We start from the raw sequence: 16,669 nt of genomic DNA on the forward strand, positions 1-16,669 counted from the left end.
TATGTCGGGGCTCGGTGTGAATTAAACGTCACATTTTTTGGGTTTAGCTTTTTCACTTTTGGCTTGCTTGTTTTTATTATTCAGGCAGTTTCATCTAGCCAATGCGGTATGCTGGTCTGTGCTCTTACCTGCTTTGTTGGCAGTAAAACTCATCCTTATTACCCAGTCTGAGTCCATAGTCATTGCACAATTGTGGCTTATAAATTCCACCATCCAGATTTCTTTGCGCAAATCTTTACTTAACTCATGGAGACTAACATGGTGGTTTATCAAAAGGCACTCCTGGCAGCGGCGCTTTCGCTGACTTTACTGCCAAACAACGCGCTTGCCACGCGACTGGCTGCACCAGGCACCTATTGTAATGGCCTGGACCGAACCCAGATAGACATCGGTGAGCATGTTGAAAATCAATATATGATTTATCTGGCACTGAGCCCCAAGCTGGCTGATACCGCGCTGACCGTGAGGGGAACCCAGAATTCTATTGTGGTCTCGTACGATGGCCGCTGTGAAGTGCTTAACGGCAGTAGCTATAACGGGCTACACGTGAACCTGCCGGACAGCGGTGAATATTACAATGGTGCGAACCTGGATTTTCATCAACAGGTTTATGGTGGTGAAGGGAACGACACCATTCTCACCGGCAATAAAGTTGATTACGTGTATGGAAACGGCGGTAATGACCAGATCCATACGTTTAGAGACTATGAGCGCGTGGATGGCGGCGCCGGCGCAGACTGTGTTGAAGAAGGGGATGAAGGCACGATCCAGAGCCGCTTCGAAAACGTGGAGGCAACCAGTTGTGCTAACTATGCACCGGCCAGTTGTGAAGGCCTGGACCGTTCAAAAATAGCCGTTGCCGATGATAACTCCTTAAACCCGTACATGAATTACCTGTCGGTATCACCGAATGTAAGTGGTGAGAAGCTGACCGCCGAAGGCGACGATGCCCTGGTAACCGTCTATTACGCTGGCAGCTGTGAAACCTTCGATGTGAGTAATCACAATGGTTTTCAGGTCAATCTGGCTGACAACGGTGAAGAATACGACGGTACAGCGCTGAACTGGCATCAGCTGGTATATGGTGGTGACGGTAATGACACCATCTTAACCGGTAATAAAGTGGATTATGTGTATGCCGGTAAAGGCGATGACATTATTTACACTTATGGCGACTATGAGAAAGTAGACGGTGGCACAGGCATGGACTGTCTGACGGAAGGGTCAACCGGCAGTATCCAGAGTAATATCAGTGGCATCGAGCAATATTCCTGTACGCCAGTGGGTAATGTACCAGACAGTCTGACTGCCGCATACGCGCGTTGTCATATGCAGACCGGCAGTTTCGACAATGAGCTGAACAATGGGGTGTGGAAACTACGCGCGCTCGACAGCAATCTTGCCCTGTTTGTGGAAGAGCATGATGAGTATGTGTTTGCTTATTCGGCAGGCTATCAGCATTGTGCATTCAGTAACGCCGTAGAAGAAGTTGAGGTGCAGTTATCAAATGGCAACGATACCCTGTCGGCAACCGGCGTTGGTCGCGATATGACAGTGTATGGCCTCAATGGCAATGACACCATCCAGACTGGTCGTGGTAATGACCTGATCTTTGGTGGTGACGGTAAAGATAAGATCCGCGCAGGCGACGGTAACGACTGGGTTGCCGGTGGCTCTGAGATTGAGACTGATCACGATGGTGTGGTGCATCGCGTACGCATCAGCGGTTACAACAATGATGGTGCAGACGACATTAAAGGTGAAAACGGCAACGATGTGTTGTTTGGTAACCGGGATGGCGACAACATTTCAGGGGGTGACGGGGAAGATATCATCTTTGGTAATGATGGTAACAAAGACCGTCTGTCTGGTAACTCAGGCGCCGATATCATTGTCGATTCCGGTGGCGGCTCATGGGGTAACCGTGCCAAATCCTGGGGTGGCAGCGGGCAGGACATTCTGGTCTGTGAACGCGGTCATTGTGAACTCAGCGGCGGCGGCAGCAAAGACTTCTTAGCGGCAATTTCGACCTACTCAGATATTGGTCTGTATGGCGGCGGTGGCGGCGATATTCTGTTTGTACGGGGTGATGAGATCCCATCCGGCACCGGTGGCAGTGGTAACGACTTAATCTACAATGAGTGGAACGATCGTGACATCAGCGGCTACGTGAGCAGTGCCAAACATAGATCAGGCTACTTTGACCGTGCGGTGCGTAAAGCCGGTAGTGGCATGTCGTCACGTCACGAAGAAGTACTCAGACTGAAGCAGTTTTACAATGAAAAAGGCTACAGTGAGTTCAAAGGCCGTATCGCTGATCTGGTCGACGAAGATACCTTTGAAGCCTGGCTGAACAATCGTAGTAAGAGTGTGTACGACTTACAGTAAGACTGCCGCTGTAACACTTAGAGCAAGTATCAGCAGCGATTCTAATCATTAATGGCCCGTGACAAGGCCATCTAAGCCCGAGACCTAGGGGAGTCAGTATGACTTCCCTATTTTTTCCATTCCCGCTACCGCTCAACTTATTTCAGTTCATTGTGCAGCACCAGAGCCGTGGGGCTTTTCAATTCCGGAAAAACCGTCCGGATCTGTCAAAACACTTATTTCAAACTTTATAAGTTATTGAAATTTAAATATTAAATTTTGGCATGAAATTGGCTCATACGGATGCAGAGTAACAGTATCCGGAGCGAAATATGGATCTAATTAAACCGCCAAAACCCACCAACCGTTGGCATCGTTGGATGTGGGCTCTGGTGCCCGTTCTTTTTGCGCTGAGTGTGTGGCTGGCTGGTCCCAGCGATCAGAACACCCGGCTGGGGCGTCACGAAGTGTTGATAGCGACAGTGGAATACGGACCGCTGGCGATTGGCGTCGATAGCTTTGGTGTACTGCGCAGTGCGGAGCAGCATTTGATCACTGCCGACAGTGATGCTGTGGTGAAACAGATCCACCTAAAAGCGGGGGCATCGGTATCCGTCGGAGAGGTTATTGCAACGCTCGATAACCCGGATCTGTCACTGGCGGTTGCGCAGGCACAACAGGCTTTGCAGGACAGTGATATGGCACTGCAGCAGCTCACACTCAATCAGCAGCGGGAGTTTCTCAGTGAACAAACGCTTCTGGATAAACTGACCGGAGACTTAGCAACAGCCCGATTACGGCAGCAGGCTGAGCAAGGGCTTGCTGAGAAAGGGATCATTTCACAACTGGCATTTGCCCAGACTCAGTCACGTGTTGCCAATCTGACTCGGCAAATGCAAAGCGCTCAACAGCGCCTGGAGCAGCTAAAAAAGCTTCATGCCAGTGCGCAGCAGCTGGCATCGCAACGTATTGTTATCCGACGCCAGGAGCTGGCGCGCAGCCGTGCTAGGTTAGCTGCACTGACGATCACGGCGCCCGTTGCGGGTATTTTGGAGCGTATGCCGCTGGCGGTAGGTCAGCGACTGAGTGTGGGCGACGAAACCGCCTTGATTGGCAGTCAGACACATTTGCTCGCCGAGCTGCGAGTACCGCAATCTCAGGTACAAAAAGTTGCACCGGGTCAGGCTGTGACAGTGCGGATCCGCGACCAGCTTGTTAATGGCACGGTAGGCCGCATCGATCCAGTGGTGGTTGATAACAGTGTTAAGGTGGAAGTGGGGTTACCTCAGGCGCTGCCGAAAGCAGCCCGGCCTATGCTGAGCATTGATGCAAGCATTACTGTGGCAAAACTGGATCAGACGCTGTATATCCGTCGCCCGGCGAATGTCCGTGAACAACAAACAGCCCAGCTATACAAGTTATCGCAGGATGGTTCGACCGAGCTTAAAACTGTGCGTTTTGGGGCAACGGCCGGTCGCTTTATGGTGATTGAACAGGGGGTCGAGCAGGATGAGCGCCTGATTATTTCCGATCTGAGTAATCTGGCGCAGCAGGGCGTGCAAGTCACACTGGATTAAGGTTTTAAGGGTCAAATATGGCACAATGGGGTGCCGGTTTGTCAGCGGGGAAAATATGACACATATAATAGAAATGAAGCACATCAGCAAAGTGTTTGAAACCGAAGAATTGCAAACCCATGCACTAAGACAGGTAAGCCTGACAATAGATGAAGGGGAGTTTGTTTCCATATCAGGCCCCTCGGGGTGTGGTAAATCTACCTTGCTCTCTATCATGGGTTTGTTGGATGAAGCCAGTGATGGACAATACCTAATCCAGGGCACTGAGGTCGGTACCCTAACCGCAGATCAGGCAGCAGAATTAAGAAACCGTCATATCGGCTTTATTTTTCAGTCTTTTAATCTGATAGATGAATTGTCGGTATTCGATAATGTTGCATTGCCATTGCGTTATAGTAGCGAGAAAATGTCGCGCGAGGCAGTGCAGCATGCGGTGCACACTTGTCTGGAAAAAGTGGGGCTGTCACATCGCGCCTCTCACAAGCCCGATCAGCTTTCTGGTGGTCAGCAGCAGCGTGTGGCCATTGCCCGGGCATTAGTGGCCAACCCCAGTATTTTGTTGGTAGATGAACCTACGGGTAACCTGGATTCTAAAAGCGGAGACGCGGTGATGGCGCTGATTGCACAGTTACATCAACAGGGTACCACCATTTGTATGGTGACGCATGACCCCAGGTATGCTGATATGGCGCCTCGGCAGATCCGCTTGCTCGACGGTGAAATCGTGGGCAGCAGCCATACGCGTGATGCAGCACATATGACGATTGCCTGAGGGAGCGCGACGATATGTGGTCAGATCTTCAGGATGCACTGCAGGCACTATATCACCGCTGGCGAATGACCTTGGTCTTTGTCACCTTACTGTCCAGTGCTATGACGGCTTTGCTGGTTGCCGGAGTTGTCTCCTGGCAGGCTCATGGTCCTTTGCCTTATGATGAACCTGGGCGACTTACCTGGGTCGAAGGGACATTGTTTAATGAGCACGGCGAAACCACGTTGAGTGCATCTTTGTCCGCGCCCGCAGCATGGACCTTGCACCGCACACCGGATTTATTCGAGATGTCTTCCCCGGTATTTTACACCGATATGCTATACCTCAATCATGCAAAGCAGCCTCGTATTTCAGCTGCTTTGGTTGAGCCTGGTTTCTTTTCATTATTTGCGATGCCACTGCAAAGTGGACATTTCTTTTCGGCATCAGCTATACAGGGACAGCAGGCGCAAAGCGTGGCCCAGGCCGTTGTCAGTGCGCGTTTTGCCCGCGAGTATTTGTCAACGCAAAAAGCTTCGGGGCAGATACTTCAACTCGACGACCGGCGGTTTCAGGTGGTGGGTATTCTCGCTGAAACCAGTCAGGAGCCTGAGCTCCTTCGGGCTGCGCAACAAAGCGATGTGTTCTTACCTTTTTTTAGTCATACCGCAACTGACATGACGCCCTTTGCGCATATGGCGATCCGCAATAATGTGATGCTGGTTGGCCGGACCTTGCCACAGGCCAGTGCAGCATTGCAGGAGCAGGCTCAGATACTCGGCGAACAGGTCAATGAACTGGCAAAACAATATGGTTTTGGGGAGACAAAGCTGATACTGACGCTTCGTCCGCTCACGATTAAGCTCAAAGGTGCGCTTCAGGAAACCGGGCGCTGGTTACTCGGCGCAGCGGTGGGTGTTATTGTAGTGACACTGTGTAATTTGTTCGCTTTATATTTACTGGACTTCAAGAGCCGTCAGTCACAACTGGCGCTGCATCTGGCACTCGGTGCTCGCCAGTCTCGTTTATTTCGTCAGGTGCTGATGCATGCAACAGCCTTATTTACGCTGTCAGCCCTGGTCGCAACCGTGTTAGCGCCGCTACTGCTGGCACTGGTGAAGTACTGGGGCCATACCGTACTGGGGAGTATTACCTGGCTGGATATATCATGGTTTGAGTATCTGGTAATGTGGCTGGTGGCTTTAGGCCTGGCCTGGGGGTTCGCCCGAAGTGTCTTTCTGTTTGTTGATTTGCGAGGCTTGAGGCAGCAGCTCAGCGGCTCAGGCAAAGGTCAGGCGAGGCAGTTGCCTGGTTGGCTCAGCCTGTTGCTGGTTAATGGCCAGTTGACGGTAGGAACAGTGGTCTTGTGCTTCAGTATCTGGTTGTTAAGCCATTATGGAACACAGATGAATACTGCTCAGGGGTTTGATGACCATGGCCTGTTACACGTACAGTTACAACAGCTGGACTTTGAGCGTAGCGAACAAAAAGCGCGAGCCAGACGTCAGCTTAGCGAGGCCAATATTGAAGCCCTGCTAACACAGCCCCAGATAGCAGCGGTGAGCCTTTCAGCGAATCATCCTCTGGAGATGTCCTGGGTTGAGCCTATAGGGACTAACCCCGATTCTGCACAGCAGTTAACTGCTTTTGGACAGTGGAGTGGAGAGGGCTATTTCGCAACCGTCGGGCAAAATATACTTGCGGGCAGTGAGTTCAGTGCACAGCAGCTCACCCTGGATGCGCCTGCTGAGGCCGTGATCCTCACGCTGAGTCTGGCAACTAAACTGGGCCTAACGCTCGAAGATATTGGCACCACCTTGTATTCACGTAATCAGCGCCCTGTGAGGTTACAGGCTATTGTTGCTGATATTTACTCCCCTGCTTTAGGCACCCCAGACATTGTTTACTTGCCGCATAACTTCTTTGTTACCAATCTGACGGTCAGACTGGCGCCCGGTCAAAAACTGACCAAATCTGATCTGAATGCGTTACTTCGCGTACAAGATAATACACAAAGTGTATTTCAGGTCGTGGATCTGACCCAGCAGTCGCATGCTATGAGCAAGTCGGCCAGGTTAAGCGCCTACACAGGTATCGCATTGAGCATGCTCATGATATTGCTCGTCGGGGTGGGTCTGTATGGGTTACTGGGTTATCTGGCTTTGCTGCACAAACCGGTATGGCAAATAAAGTGGCAACTCGGTGCGAAGGCGGGCACATTAATGACAGAGCAGCTAATTGGTCGAGTCTATAAGGTCATACCTGTTTCCTTTGTTTCTTTTTTGTTACTTTATTCATTGTGCTGGTTGCTCGGCGTGGCATTGCTGGGGTTGGCTGTAAGCTTTGTCATTGCAGTTACTTTTATGTTTTTTATGGTTTTATTTTTGGACTACCACCATACTAAAGGTCAACTGAAAAGTTTTCTCTGAATTAGTAACAGATTCTTACAAATGTCACGTTATTGAACGTCAGTATATTGGTAAGATAGCAGGTAGGAAAATATCAATAGGTAAAGTCATGAAAGCACAAGCACTAAAATGGATCTTTCCCTTTGTTGCGTTAGGCCTGGGGGGGGCAGGTTTCGCAGCCGTGAACGCGGTGGCGAAAAGCGAAGAAGAACAACAGGTCGTAGATACGCGCCCGGTGGTACAGGTCGAGTCGGTTCAGGCACAGGATCATCAGGTACTGATCCAAAGCTATGGCGAAGTCATGCCGCTGGAAACAACGCAATTGTCTGTTCAGGTAGCAGGAGAGGTTGTTTACTGGCACCCAAGCTTTGTGGCAGGTGGTGTAGTAGCCAAGGGCGACGTGTTGCTTAGCATTGAGAAAGACAACTACGAAGCCGCGGTACTGCAGGCGGAAGCTCAGTTAGCCAGTGCGCAGGCTGCGTTGATTGAAGAGCAGGCTCAGGCTGAGGTAGCGGCAGACGAGGCCAAGCGCTTCCCCAATAAGAAGCACACCGATCTGTTCTTACGCAAGCCTCAGGTAATGAGTGCGAAAGCTGCGGTTAAATCGGCTAAAGCGGCATTGATGCGTGCGCAGCGTGACCTGGACAATTGTGAAGTTGTTGCCCCATTCAATGGTTTAATTGTGTCTCGTGACGTAGGCCTGGGTCAGTTTGTCTCAACAGGCAGTGTTGTGGCGCAGTTGAATAACATTGAACAAGCCGAAGTGGTGATCCCGATTGCTGGGTTCGATTCTGTGTTTTTGCCAGAAACGATCAGCGGGACGAAAGCGACGGTATTTAATAAAGGCGTGAGTGGCTTTTCTCGTGAAGCATACATTGACCGCGACTTGGGCACGGTAGACACCCAGACCCGAATGAGCAACCTGGTGGTTCGTATTGACGACCCATATGGCCTGAACAGCGACCAGCCAAAAGTGAAGTTTGGTACCTATGTTCAGGTGAGCTTCCTGGGCAAAACCCTTAAGCAGATTTACCGACTGCCTCAGGAGCTGGTAAATAACCAAACCGTGTGGCTGTTAAACGACAATGCTGAACTAGAACCTCGGCAAGTACAGGTTGTCCGTGAAGAAGGGGAGTATTTCCTGGTTGCAGAGGGGCTGAGCAACAGTGACAAAGTAGTCGTGACTTTACCTGAATATCCACAGCGCGGTATGGCTGTAAAAGTGGCAGGGGCCGATCAGTCAAACACACAGGGCACCAGCCTGGAAAAGTTATAACGGCAGGGACGGACAATGAGTGAACAACATACACCCAGGCAAACAGGGCTAATCGCCTATTTTGCACATAACTCGGTTGCTGCCAATCTGATGATGGGTTTTATCCTCATCATGGGGATCATCAGTTACTTTACGATCCAGCGGCAGATGTTTCCGAGCATTGAACTGAATCTGATCTCAGTTAATGCAACTTACCCAGGTGCTTCACCACAGGAAATCGAAGAGAGTATTCTGATTAAGGTCGAAGAGGCCCTTAAGGATGTGACGGAGATAGACAAAGCCGTTTATCGTTCGTTCCGTAACGGGGGGAGCGTTCAGCTGGAGATAGACACCAGCGCCGAGCTGGCCGACGTGGCCGATAAAGTACGCTCACGGGTCGATGGTATTGCAACCTTCCCGGCGTCGATGGAACCGATCCGAGTACAGCAAATTGAGTTTACACAGGATGTTGTGCAGATGGCGCTGGTGGCTGATCTGCCGTTAACGCAGCTCAAGCCGTTGGCCAAAGAAGTTGAAGATGAACTACTGCAATTGTCTAACATTTCTCTGGTTGACCGTAATACGCCTGAATACGAAATTGCCATTGAAGTCGACCCGGATGCATTGCGTCGTTACAACATGTCGATGCAAGAGGTGGCGGCTGCAATTAGCCGTTACTCAACCAATGTATCGGCAGGTCAGATCCGCACCAATGCTGGCCTGATCTCGGTGCGGGTTGAAAACCAGAAGTACCGCGGTAATGAGTTCCGTCGCATTCCGGTCAAGGTAGGAGCGAACGGTGCGAAAGTGCTGTTGCAGGATGTGGCTGAGATCAAAGATGCCTTTGTAGAAGGTGAGTTTTACTTCAAACTCAACGGGGTCAATGCCGCTTATCTGGCAGTTAAGGCAACCAATGATCAAAACATGGTGCCAATTGCCAATACCATCCACTCTTATATTGAAGCAAAGAACAAGACCTTACCGGAAGGGGTTGAACTGACAGCCTTTGTTGATATGACCTATTACCTTGAAGCGCGTCTGGACATGATGAAAAAGAACATGTTCCAGGGAGCGATACTGGTGGCTATTATGCTGACTATCTTCCTGCGCTTTAAACTGGCGTTCTGGGTGATGGTCGGTCTGCCTGTGTGTTTCCTGGGTGCAATCATGATGATGCCTGTGTTTGGGATCAGTATGAATATTGTGTCTCTGTTTGCATTTATTATGGTTTTGGGGATCGTTGTTGATGACGCCATCGTCATAGGGGAAGCTGCCTATACGGAGATAGAACGTAAAGGACCGGGCGTGAATAATGTAGTGATCGGGGCTAAGCGGGTTGCCACGCCGGCCACCTTCGGTGTACTGACCACCATGGCCGTATTTGCCCCAATGGTGCTATCAAGCGGACCAGAGGCGGCATTCTTTAAGTCTATCGCCATCGTTGTTATGTTATGTCTGGCATTCAGTCTGATTGAGTCTAAATGGATCTTACCCGCGCACATTGGTCATACTAAGTTTAAGCCTATGCGTGAAGGCAGCTGGCGCGCCAAATTTAACAAACACTTCTTCGCATTTGTTAATGGACCTTACCGCAACCTGATCGAAAAATGTGTGCAATGGCGCTGGACTGTACTGTGTGGGTTTATCGGTATGCTGGTATTGAGCGTGTCGCTGATCACCTCGAATCAGGTTCGCTTTGTTGCTATGCCTAAAGTGCCACACGATTATCCTATGGTGAAACTGACGCTAAACGACAATGCATCGGACTCACAAACACTACAAGCGCTCAGCACCATTGAAAGAATGATGCTGGATGTTGAACAAGAGGTGGAGCGAGAGTTTGGTCAGGGCATGATCAAGGACATCATGGTATGGAACGAAGGACGCACCGAGGGTAACGTACTGGCTGTTCTGGTTGAAGAGGAAGACCGCCCCTTTGATGCTTTTGAACTATCTCGTCGCTGGCGCGAAAATATGCCTGCTATCGCGGGTGTAAAGTCTTTGCTCGTCATCGATGATGTAAATGATGAAGGTCAGGGACAGGGTGAGTTCGGTTATCTGCTGTATGGTCCGGACATCGACATGCTGAACGCTGCGGGCCGACAGTTCATTGCAATGCTACAGCAGGAAAAAGGTCTGTTTGATGTGAGTTCCAGTATTGACCCTGAAAGTAAAGAGGTGCAGCTGGCATTAAAACAGGTGGCATATGATCTGGGGCTGAGCCTGTCGGACATTGCTAACCAGGTGGGCATGAGCTTCTATGGCGGCGAAGCCCAGCGGGTGATCCGTGACGGCGAAGAAATCAAAGTTATGGTACGTTATCCACGACTAGACCGTGAGGCCTTCTCGTCACTGAAGCACACGGTCATCACAACACCTGAGGGCAAAGACGTTATGCTGGGTGATGTGGTTGAGTTTGTTGAACGCCCGGGGGTGAGCTATATCCGTCGTGAAAATGGCTATCGTACGGTCTATATCTACGGCAATATTGATGAACAGGTTATTGAACCGAATCAAGTCGTGGAAAACATCGATAAAAACCTGCTACCTAAATTAATGGAACAGTTCCCTGAGGTGAAAACCGAGCTGGGTGGAGATATTGAGGAAGATCAGGCGCAGGCCAATGAGCAGATGATGTTCTTCATTGCGGGTATGTTCATTGTTTACATCTTGCTGGCAGTCCCGCTTAAGAGTTATGGCCAGCCATTAATTATTATGTCTGTTATCCCATTCAGCCTGGTCGGTGCTATCTGGGGACACTGGTTCTTTGGTTTGGATATGAGCATGATGTCGACCTACGGTCTGATTGCGGCAGCGGGTGTTGTTATCAATGACTCGCTGGTTATGACGGATTATGTGAATCAGGTGCGCAAAGAAGGTGTAAAACTTAAAGATGCGGTTGTTGAAGCAGGTTGTGCACGATTCCGTGCTATTACTCTGACTTCAATCACCACCTTTGCGGGGGTTGTGCCGATTATCTTTGAAACCAGCCTGCAAGCGAAGTTTGTTATTCCTATGGCGGTTTCGCTGGGCTTTGCTGTGTTGTTTGCGACACTCATCACGCTTATTCTGGTCCCTTGTTTGTATATCATCCTGATTGATGTCAGCAAGATATTTGGCGACGTGTTCGGTGCGATTGGCAAAGCTGCGCAGCAGGTATTCAACCGTAATAAGGTGAGTCAGCAGCAAGGCTAACGCCTGCCATATTTAAACTCTGTAAAGGCCAGCAATTGCTGGCCTTTTTAGTTTTACAAAGCGTCTGTGCTGCTTGCGGTGAATTACATGACATCTCAGGCGTTTATTTGCTATGTTAGGGTGACAATGGTTTTTAACAAATTAGGAACAAGTGAGTGACCAAAACGCTGACCCCGCCCGTGGCTAAAAAAGTGCCACATATCATGACCCACCACCAGGATCAAAGGACAGACAACTACTACTGGATGCGTGACGATAATCGTCAGGACCAGCAGATATTGGACCATTTGCATGCCGAAAATGCTTACTGTGAGGCAATGATGGACGAGCACAAAGCATTGCAGGACCAGTTGTTTGAAGAAATGAAAGGCCGCATTGTAAAAGATGACAATACGGTGCCCGTCAAAGATGGGCGATTTTGGTATATGAGTGAAGTCAGTGGTGACGATGAATATTCGCGTCATTACCGTGGCAGCGATGAAGCCATGAGTGACAAGCAATTATTGTTGGATGTCAACGCGCTCGCCAAGGCTTACGAGTTTTTCGAACTGGGTGATATCGCCGTTAGTCCTGATGATAATTTACTGGCCTACAGCGAAGATACGGACGGGCGACGTATCTATACCGTGCGCTTTAAAGACTTACAAAGTGGTGAGATGTTGAGTGACGTATTGACCGAGACCGAAGGGGAAGTGGTTTGGGCCAACGACAATAAAACCGTGTTTTATGTGCGCAAAGACTTGCAAACCCTGCTGGGTTATCAGGTTTATCGCCATGTACTAGGCACACCGCAAAGCGATGATCAGCTGGTTTATGAAGAGCAGGACCGTCAGTTTTATATGGGTCTGGGTAAGAGTCGTGATGAAAGTGAAATCTACATTCATCTCGCCGCCACGGAAACCACAGACATCCTGGCGTTGTCGGCCGATGAGCCGCAAGGTCAGTTTGAGCGTTTACTGACTCGAACCACAGGTCACGAATATGGTCTTGATAAGCTGGGTGAACATTACTACCTGGTCTCTAACCGGGAAGCCAAAAACTTCCGCCTGTTACGTGCAACCAAAGAGACGCTGGCCAACCCTGAACAGTGGGAAGAATTGATTGCACATCGTGAACATGTGTTGCTTGAAGGCATGGAGCTGTTCCACAGTCACTATGTGGTGACAGAGCGAGAGCTTGGGCAGATACGTTTTGTTGTGCATGATTACGCGGGTAACAGTTATCAGCTTAAGTTTGACGATGCCTGCTTCTTTGCCGGATTAGGCTATAACCCTGAGCCAGAGGCTGACACTGTTCGGATTTATTATTCAAGTCTGACAACCCCAAGCAGTGTTTATGATTTTGCCCTTGTCGGGGGTAAAAAGGTCCTGAAGAAACAGCAGAAAGTATTGGGGGACTTTAATCCTGACTATTATGCTTCTGAGCGATTACATATCCCTGTCCGTGATGGCGTCGAGGTACCTGTGTCACTGGTTTATCGCAAAGATAAGTTCAGTAAAGATGGCACTAACCCGCTGCTGCAATATGGTTATGGTGCTTACGGGATCACCATAGACCCGAATTTCTCGACTAACACGCTAAGCCTGCTGGACCGCGGCTTTGTGTACGCCATTGCGCATATTCGTGGTTCAGAGATGCTTGGCCGTAATTGGTACGAGCAAGGTAAAAAAGCGCATAAGCAAAATAGCTTTAACGACTTTGAAGACGTCACCCGGGCTTTGGTCGAGCAAGGATATGGTGCTGCGGATAAAGTGTTCGCGTCTGGCGGCAGTGCTGGGGGTCTGCTGATGGGGGCCGTAGTGAATCAGGCGCCAGAGCTATATCGGGGTATCGGTTGTCACGTGCCGTTTTTGGATGTACTAACCACTATGCTGGATGAAAGTATCCCACTGACGACCAATGAATATGATGAGTGGGGCAACCCGAACGATGAGGCGGACTACCGTACTATTTTGGCGTATTCACCCTATGACAACCTGCGCGCCGCTGACTATCCTAATATTCTGGTAACAACAGGTCTGCATGATTCTCAGGTGCAATACTGGGAACCAATGAAATGGGTGGCCAAATTGCGCGAATTAAAAACGGATAACAATTTGTTGTTATTTAAAACAGATATGGATGCCGGACACGGTGGTGCGTCGGGTCGCTTTAAAAGCCTGCACGAAAAGGCGCTGGAAATGGCCTTTTTCATTGGCTTACTGGCGCGGTAATCGATTGTTTGACACTGACTGATGTGGATCAGTCAGTGTGTTGGCCACCAGGCATATCATGTGAAAAATAGACTTGGAGCGCAGGTATGTTTGCAGCACATGGAAAATGGCAGATTAATATTGCCCCGCCAGTGATTTTTGTGAACCTGATCGGGGCTTTTAACCGTGAAGGGGTTCGGGCGTTTGAGCAACAGGCAGTGACTGAAGTATCATCCTTTCCTGCGGGGTCGCTACAGCGGGTTGTAATTAATCTGGCTCAGTGTGAGCTGGCAACGTCGGACAGCATGGAGGCACTGCAAAACTATTTTTCAGCAGTGGCATCACGTGGATATCAGGAAATCGACTTTATTGGTGTGAATGCCTTGTCTCGTCAGTTGCTGACGCGGTTGTGGCAGGATCAGCCTGTGAAAGTACTGTTTTATCTTGATGCGGACGCTTATCTGATACAGCATCCTCATTATCGTGATGCGGCGCCTTGGCTCAGGGTATCGACAAATCAATGACACAATAAACGGAGAGGCTCAGCCCCTCCATTTTTCAGTCTGTTAGGCTAAATAGGCTTTCAACATCCATACCAGCTTCTCTTGTTCTTTGATGTAGTCGCTCATCATCGCAGCTGTACCTTCATCGCTCGCATCGCCTGCTTGCTGCAAAATACCGCGCTGCATTTTTATCAGGGTGGTAAACCCGTCCAGTAGGTACTTCACCGCTTCCTGGCCATCGCTGATCCCTTTGGCCTCTTTGATTTGGCTGTGTTCAAGGTAATCACTGAAAGCATGCAGCGGCGTGCCCTCTATGGTCAGAATACGTTCCGCGATTTCATCCACCTGCAGTAAAAGCTGATTGTAAATCTCTTCAAACTTGACGTGCAGCTCAAAGAAATTCCGACCTTTGATGTTCCAGTGAACACTGCGGGCATTCATATATTGGATCTGATAACTACTTAACAGGGTATTGAGGTTGCTTACTAACGCCTGACTCTTCTGGCTGTCTAATCCAATGCTGTTGCTCATAGTTTACTCCTGTATTGCGGTTAAAAAAGAAGACGCAAACCCGTTGCGTCTGAGTGATTCTTAGTGTGACTAAAAAGGCGGCAGATGCCAAATGGGAAAAGTCGATTGCAGGCATCAACATTATTGAAGACGGCATCGCACAAGCTGCGCCACACTGTTGGACAAAAGCTTATACAACAGCGGCTTAATCTGCACTTAATGATGCTTAAAGTTTGCCAATTTGATGCTCAAAGTCATAACAAAGACCACTAAGTTGATCTATCTCAAGCAGAAAATAGGTTGCTTTTTCGTCGCTTTGGGAATTTGATTCAGGTCAAAATTTCCCCGGCTAGGGGGCGCATAATGGCTTCAACAGGCAGAAGATGTGGATAGAACCAAGGTTATCTGAAACGCACATCTGAGCCATTTACTTAGATTTTTTAGGCGTGTCAGAGCACTGCATACAGGTGCCATACCCAAGGAGCGTATCATGCAAGGTAAAACCCCTTCTCAACATAAATCCGAAATTGCTGTGGTTGTTATTGCACTACTGACGTTTGTGGTTGGTCTGGTCGGCCACCTGGCAGGTGCAAGTTACGCGAATTCAGACGCATTCGGCTATATTGCTGCGCCGATCCCCCTGATTGTTGGGATCATTGCGCTGGTAGCCTATAAAATAGCTGCAAATGGCGATCACTGAGACCGCTGCAGTATCTCAACGATGTAGTTGAGCACAGTACGAGAGTAAATTAAGGTGGTATGGCTGAGGCGAAAGATTTTGTGCTCGGCCATGCCTTTTAACTTAGTTTCATCCAGCAGCACAGTACCATCTGAGCGACTGCCCTTTTTCAGCAGCGGCATCAGGCCAATTGGCAGATCTCCGGCGATGCTATATAACTTGGCTTTAAATGGCCAGTTATGCTGCTGACTGAGCAAGTATTCCACACTATTTCTGAGCACCATATCAAAACCATGGTCATGCATATGCTTGGCGATATAGCTGCCTTTGTGTGGTGTCCCCAGCGTGATGACTTTGCTGATAGCCTGGCTGGCCTCAGACTGGTGGGTGAGATAATCTCGGGCAACCAGCCCACCCATTGAGTGGCACACCAGCGCAGCATCATGGCCCGCCACGAAGGCGTCTATCTGCGCAAAGATAGTCTGTTTGTCTGGCGTCAGCGTGTTATAGCTGAGGTTTAGGATCTCGAAGCCGAGCTTTTCCAGGCGCTCACACAGCGGGCGCATGACAAATCCTGACATATACAATCCATGTAAAACGACGACTCTGGTTACTGCCATTGTGCTTACCTCTTGTGCATCTGGGTGAGGCTATCCCTGCAATGTTTCCGGGATCAGATGCACACTGTGTTGTTCATCACTGAACCAGATTTCACTGTCCTGTACCGTAACTGTCAATGCCATTGTGCGAGTTAGCATCTCAGCCATTACGCTGGTGGCGCTGTAAGGCAAGCTGATGACCTTAAGGTTTGTGTACTGGCGCAGTGTGTTCCGGTTTTTTTGCCACCATGGGCCCTGATTATTCTCACCATAGGTATAAAGTACCACTTGTTTAGAACGATTGCTGGCTTTTTTAAGCCACTTTTCTTCAGGTAAACCCACACTGAGCCACAGTTCAATTTCATCACTGTAGTTTTTCAGCCAGATATCCGGCTCATCTTCGACACATAAGCCCTTACTGAAACTGAGTCCGTCCTGATACTCGAGCGCAAATGCCAGCAGCCGCACCATCACACGCTGGGCGTTTTCCGATGGATGTTGTGCCAAGGTAACACTGATGTCCTGATATACATGACGGTCCATATCGCTGAGCGAGAGGTTGGCCTTTAAAATAGTTGATTTGAGTGCCATTGCCTGTCCAATAAAGCAAAAATGCCATTATATCGGTAATTG

13 protein-coding genes are annotated in these 16,669 nt (G+C 49.4%); 10 read left to right on the forward strand and 3 right to left on the reverse strand.

The window, feature by feature from the left end; translation table 11 throughout:
* Positions 1-258 precede the first annotated feature (258 nt).
* The 8 genes from CWB98_RS17330 (at position 259) to CWB98_RS17365 (ending at position 14,269) form a co-directional block, all read left to right on the forward strand.
* Positions 259-2,388: a calcium-binding protein gene (locus CWB98_RS17330; RefSeq protein WP_138546000.1), complete on the forward strand. Its 2,130-nt coding sequence runs from the start codon at positions 259-261 to the stop codon at positions 2,386-2,388.
* Positions 2,389-2,699: 311 nt separating this feature from the next.
* Positions 2,700-3,944 (forward strand): efflux RND transporter periplasmic adaptor subunit, encoded by a 1,245-nt coding sequence (locus tag CWB98_RS17335; protein ID WP_138546001.1) that lies wholly within the window; start codon positions 2,700-2,702, stop codon positions 3,942-3,944.
* Positions 3,945-3,999: 55 nt separating this feature from the next.
* Positions 4,000-4,716, forward strand: a complete 717-nt coding sequence (locus CWB98_RS17340) for an ABC transporter ATP-binding protein (protein WP_171045692.1) — start codon at positions 4,000-4,002, stop codon at positions 4,714-4,716.
* Between the two features lie 14 nt (positions 4,717-4,730).
* The gene (locus CWB98_RS17345) at positions 4,731-7,124 is read left to right on the forward strand and encodes an ABC transporter permease (RefSeq protein WP_138546002.1); all 2,394 of its coding nucleotides are present in this window, start codon (positions 4,731-4,733) and stop codon (positions 7,122-7,124) included.
* An 88-nt stretch (positions 7,125-7,212) separates the two neighbouring features.
* Entirely contained in the window at positions 7,213-8,379 is a 1,167-nt protein-coding gene (locus tag CWB98_RS17350) for an efflux RND transporter periplasmic adaptor subunit (RefSeq protein ID WP_138546003.1), read from the forward strand.
* A 15-nt stretch (positions 8,380-8,394) separates the two neighbouring features.
* A complete protein-coding gene (locus CWB98_RS17355) occupies positions 8,395-11,553 on the forward strand; it encodes an efflux RND transporter permease subunit (protein WP_138546004.1) in 3,159 nt (1,052 codons plus the stop codon).
* A gap of 155 nt (positions 11,554-11,708) precedes the next feature.
* On the forward strand, positions 11,709-13,766 hold the full coding sequence (locus CWB98_RS17360; protein WP_138546005.1) for a S9 family peptidase: 2,058 nt from the start codon (positions 11,709-11,711) through the stop codon (positions 13,764-13,766).
* A gap of 86 nt (positions 13,767-13,852) precedes the next feature.
* The gene (locus CWB98_RS17365) at positions 13,853-14,269 is read left to right on the forward strand and encodes a hypothetical protein (RefSeq protein ID WP_138546006.1); all 417 of its coding nucleotides are present in this window, start codon (positions 13,853-13,855) and stop codon (positions 14,267-14,269) included.
* A 42-nt stretch (positions 14,270-14,311) separates the two neighbouring features.
* Here the strand turns inward: CWB98_RS17365 and CWB98_RS17370 are convergent, their stop codons facing one another.
* A complete protein-coding gene (locus tag CWB98_RS17370) occupies positions 14,312-14,779 on the reverse strand; it encodes a Dps family protein (RefSeq protein WP_138546007.1) in 468 nt (155 codons plus the stop codon).
* Between the two features lie 65 nt (positions 14,780-14,844).
* Between CWB98_RS17370 and CWB98_RS24655 the strand changes: the two genes are divergently transcribed.
* Both CWB98_RS24655 and CWB98_RS17375 read left to right on the forward strand, forming a co-directional pair.
* The gene (locus CWB98_RS24655; RefSeq protein WP_283241216.1) at positions 14,845-14,967 is read left to right on the forward strand and encodes a hypothetical protein; all 123 of its coding nucleotides are present in this window, start codon (positions 14,845-14,847) and stop codon (positions 14,965-14,967) included.
* A 281-nt stretch (positions 14,968-15,248) separates the two neighbouring features.
* Positions 15,249-15,458, forward strand: coding sequence for a hypothetical protein (locus CWB98_RS17375; RefSeq protein ID WP_010384994.1), 210 nt, complete (start codon positions 15,249-15,251; stop codon positions 15,456-15,458).
* Here the strand turns inward: CWB98_RS17375 and CWB98_RS17380 are convergent.
* Positions 15,452-16,057, reverse strand: a complete 606-nt coding sequence (locus CWB98_RS17380) for an alpha/beta hydrolase (RefSeq protein ID WP_138546008.1) — start codon at positions 16,055-16,057, stop codon at positions 15,452-15,454. The two genes, CWB98_RS17375 and CWB98_RS17380, sit on opposite strands and share 7 nt — an antisense overlap.
* Positions 16,058-16,087: 30 nt before the next feature.
* The gene (locus CWB98_RS17385) at positions 16,088-16,627 is read right to left on the reverse strand and encodes a YaeQ family protein (RefSeq protein ID WP_138546009.1); all 540 of its coding nucleotides are present in this window, start codon (positions 16,625-16,627) and stop codon (positions 16,088-16,090) included.
* Positions 16,628-16,669: the final 42 nt, after the last annotated feature.

Source organism: Pseudoalteromonas rubra (assembly GCF_005887115.1).
Lineage (GTDB): Bacteria > Pseudomonadota > Gammaproteobacteria > Enterobacterales > Alteromonadaceae > Pseudoalteromonas > Pseudoalteromonas rubra_F.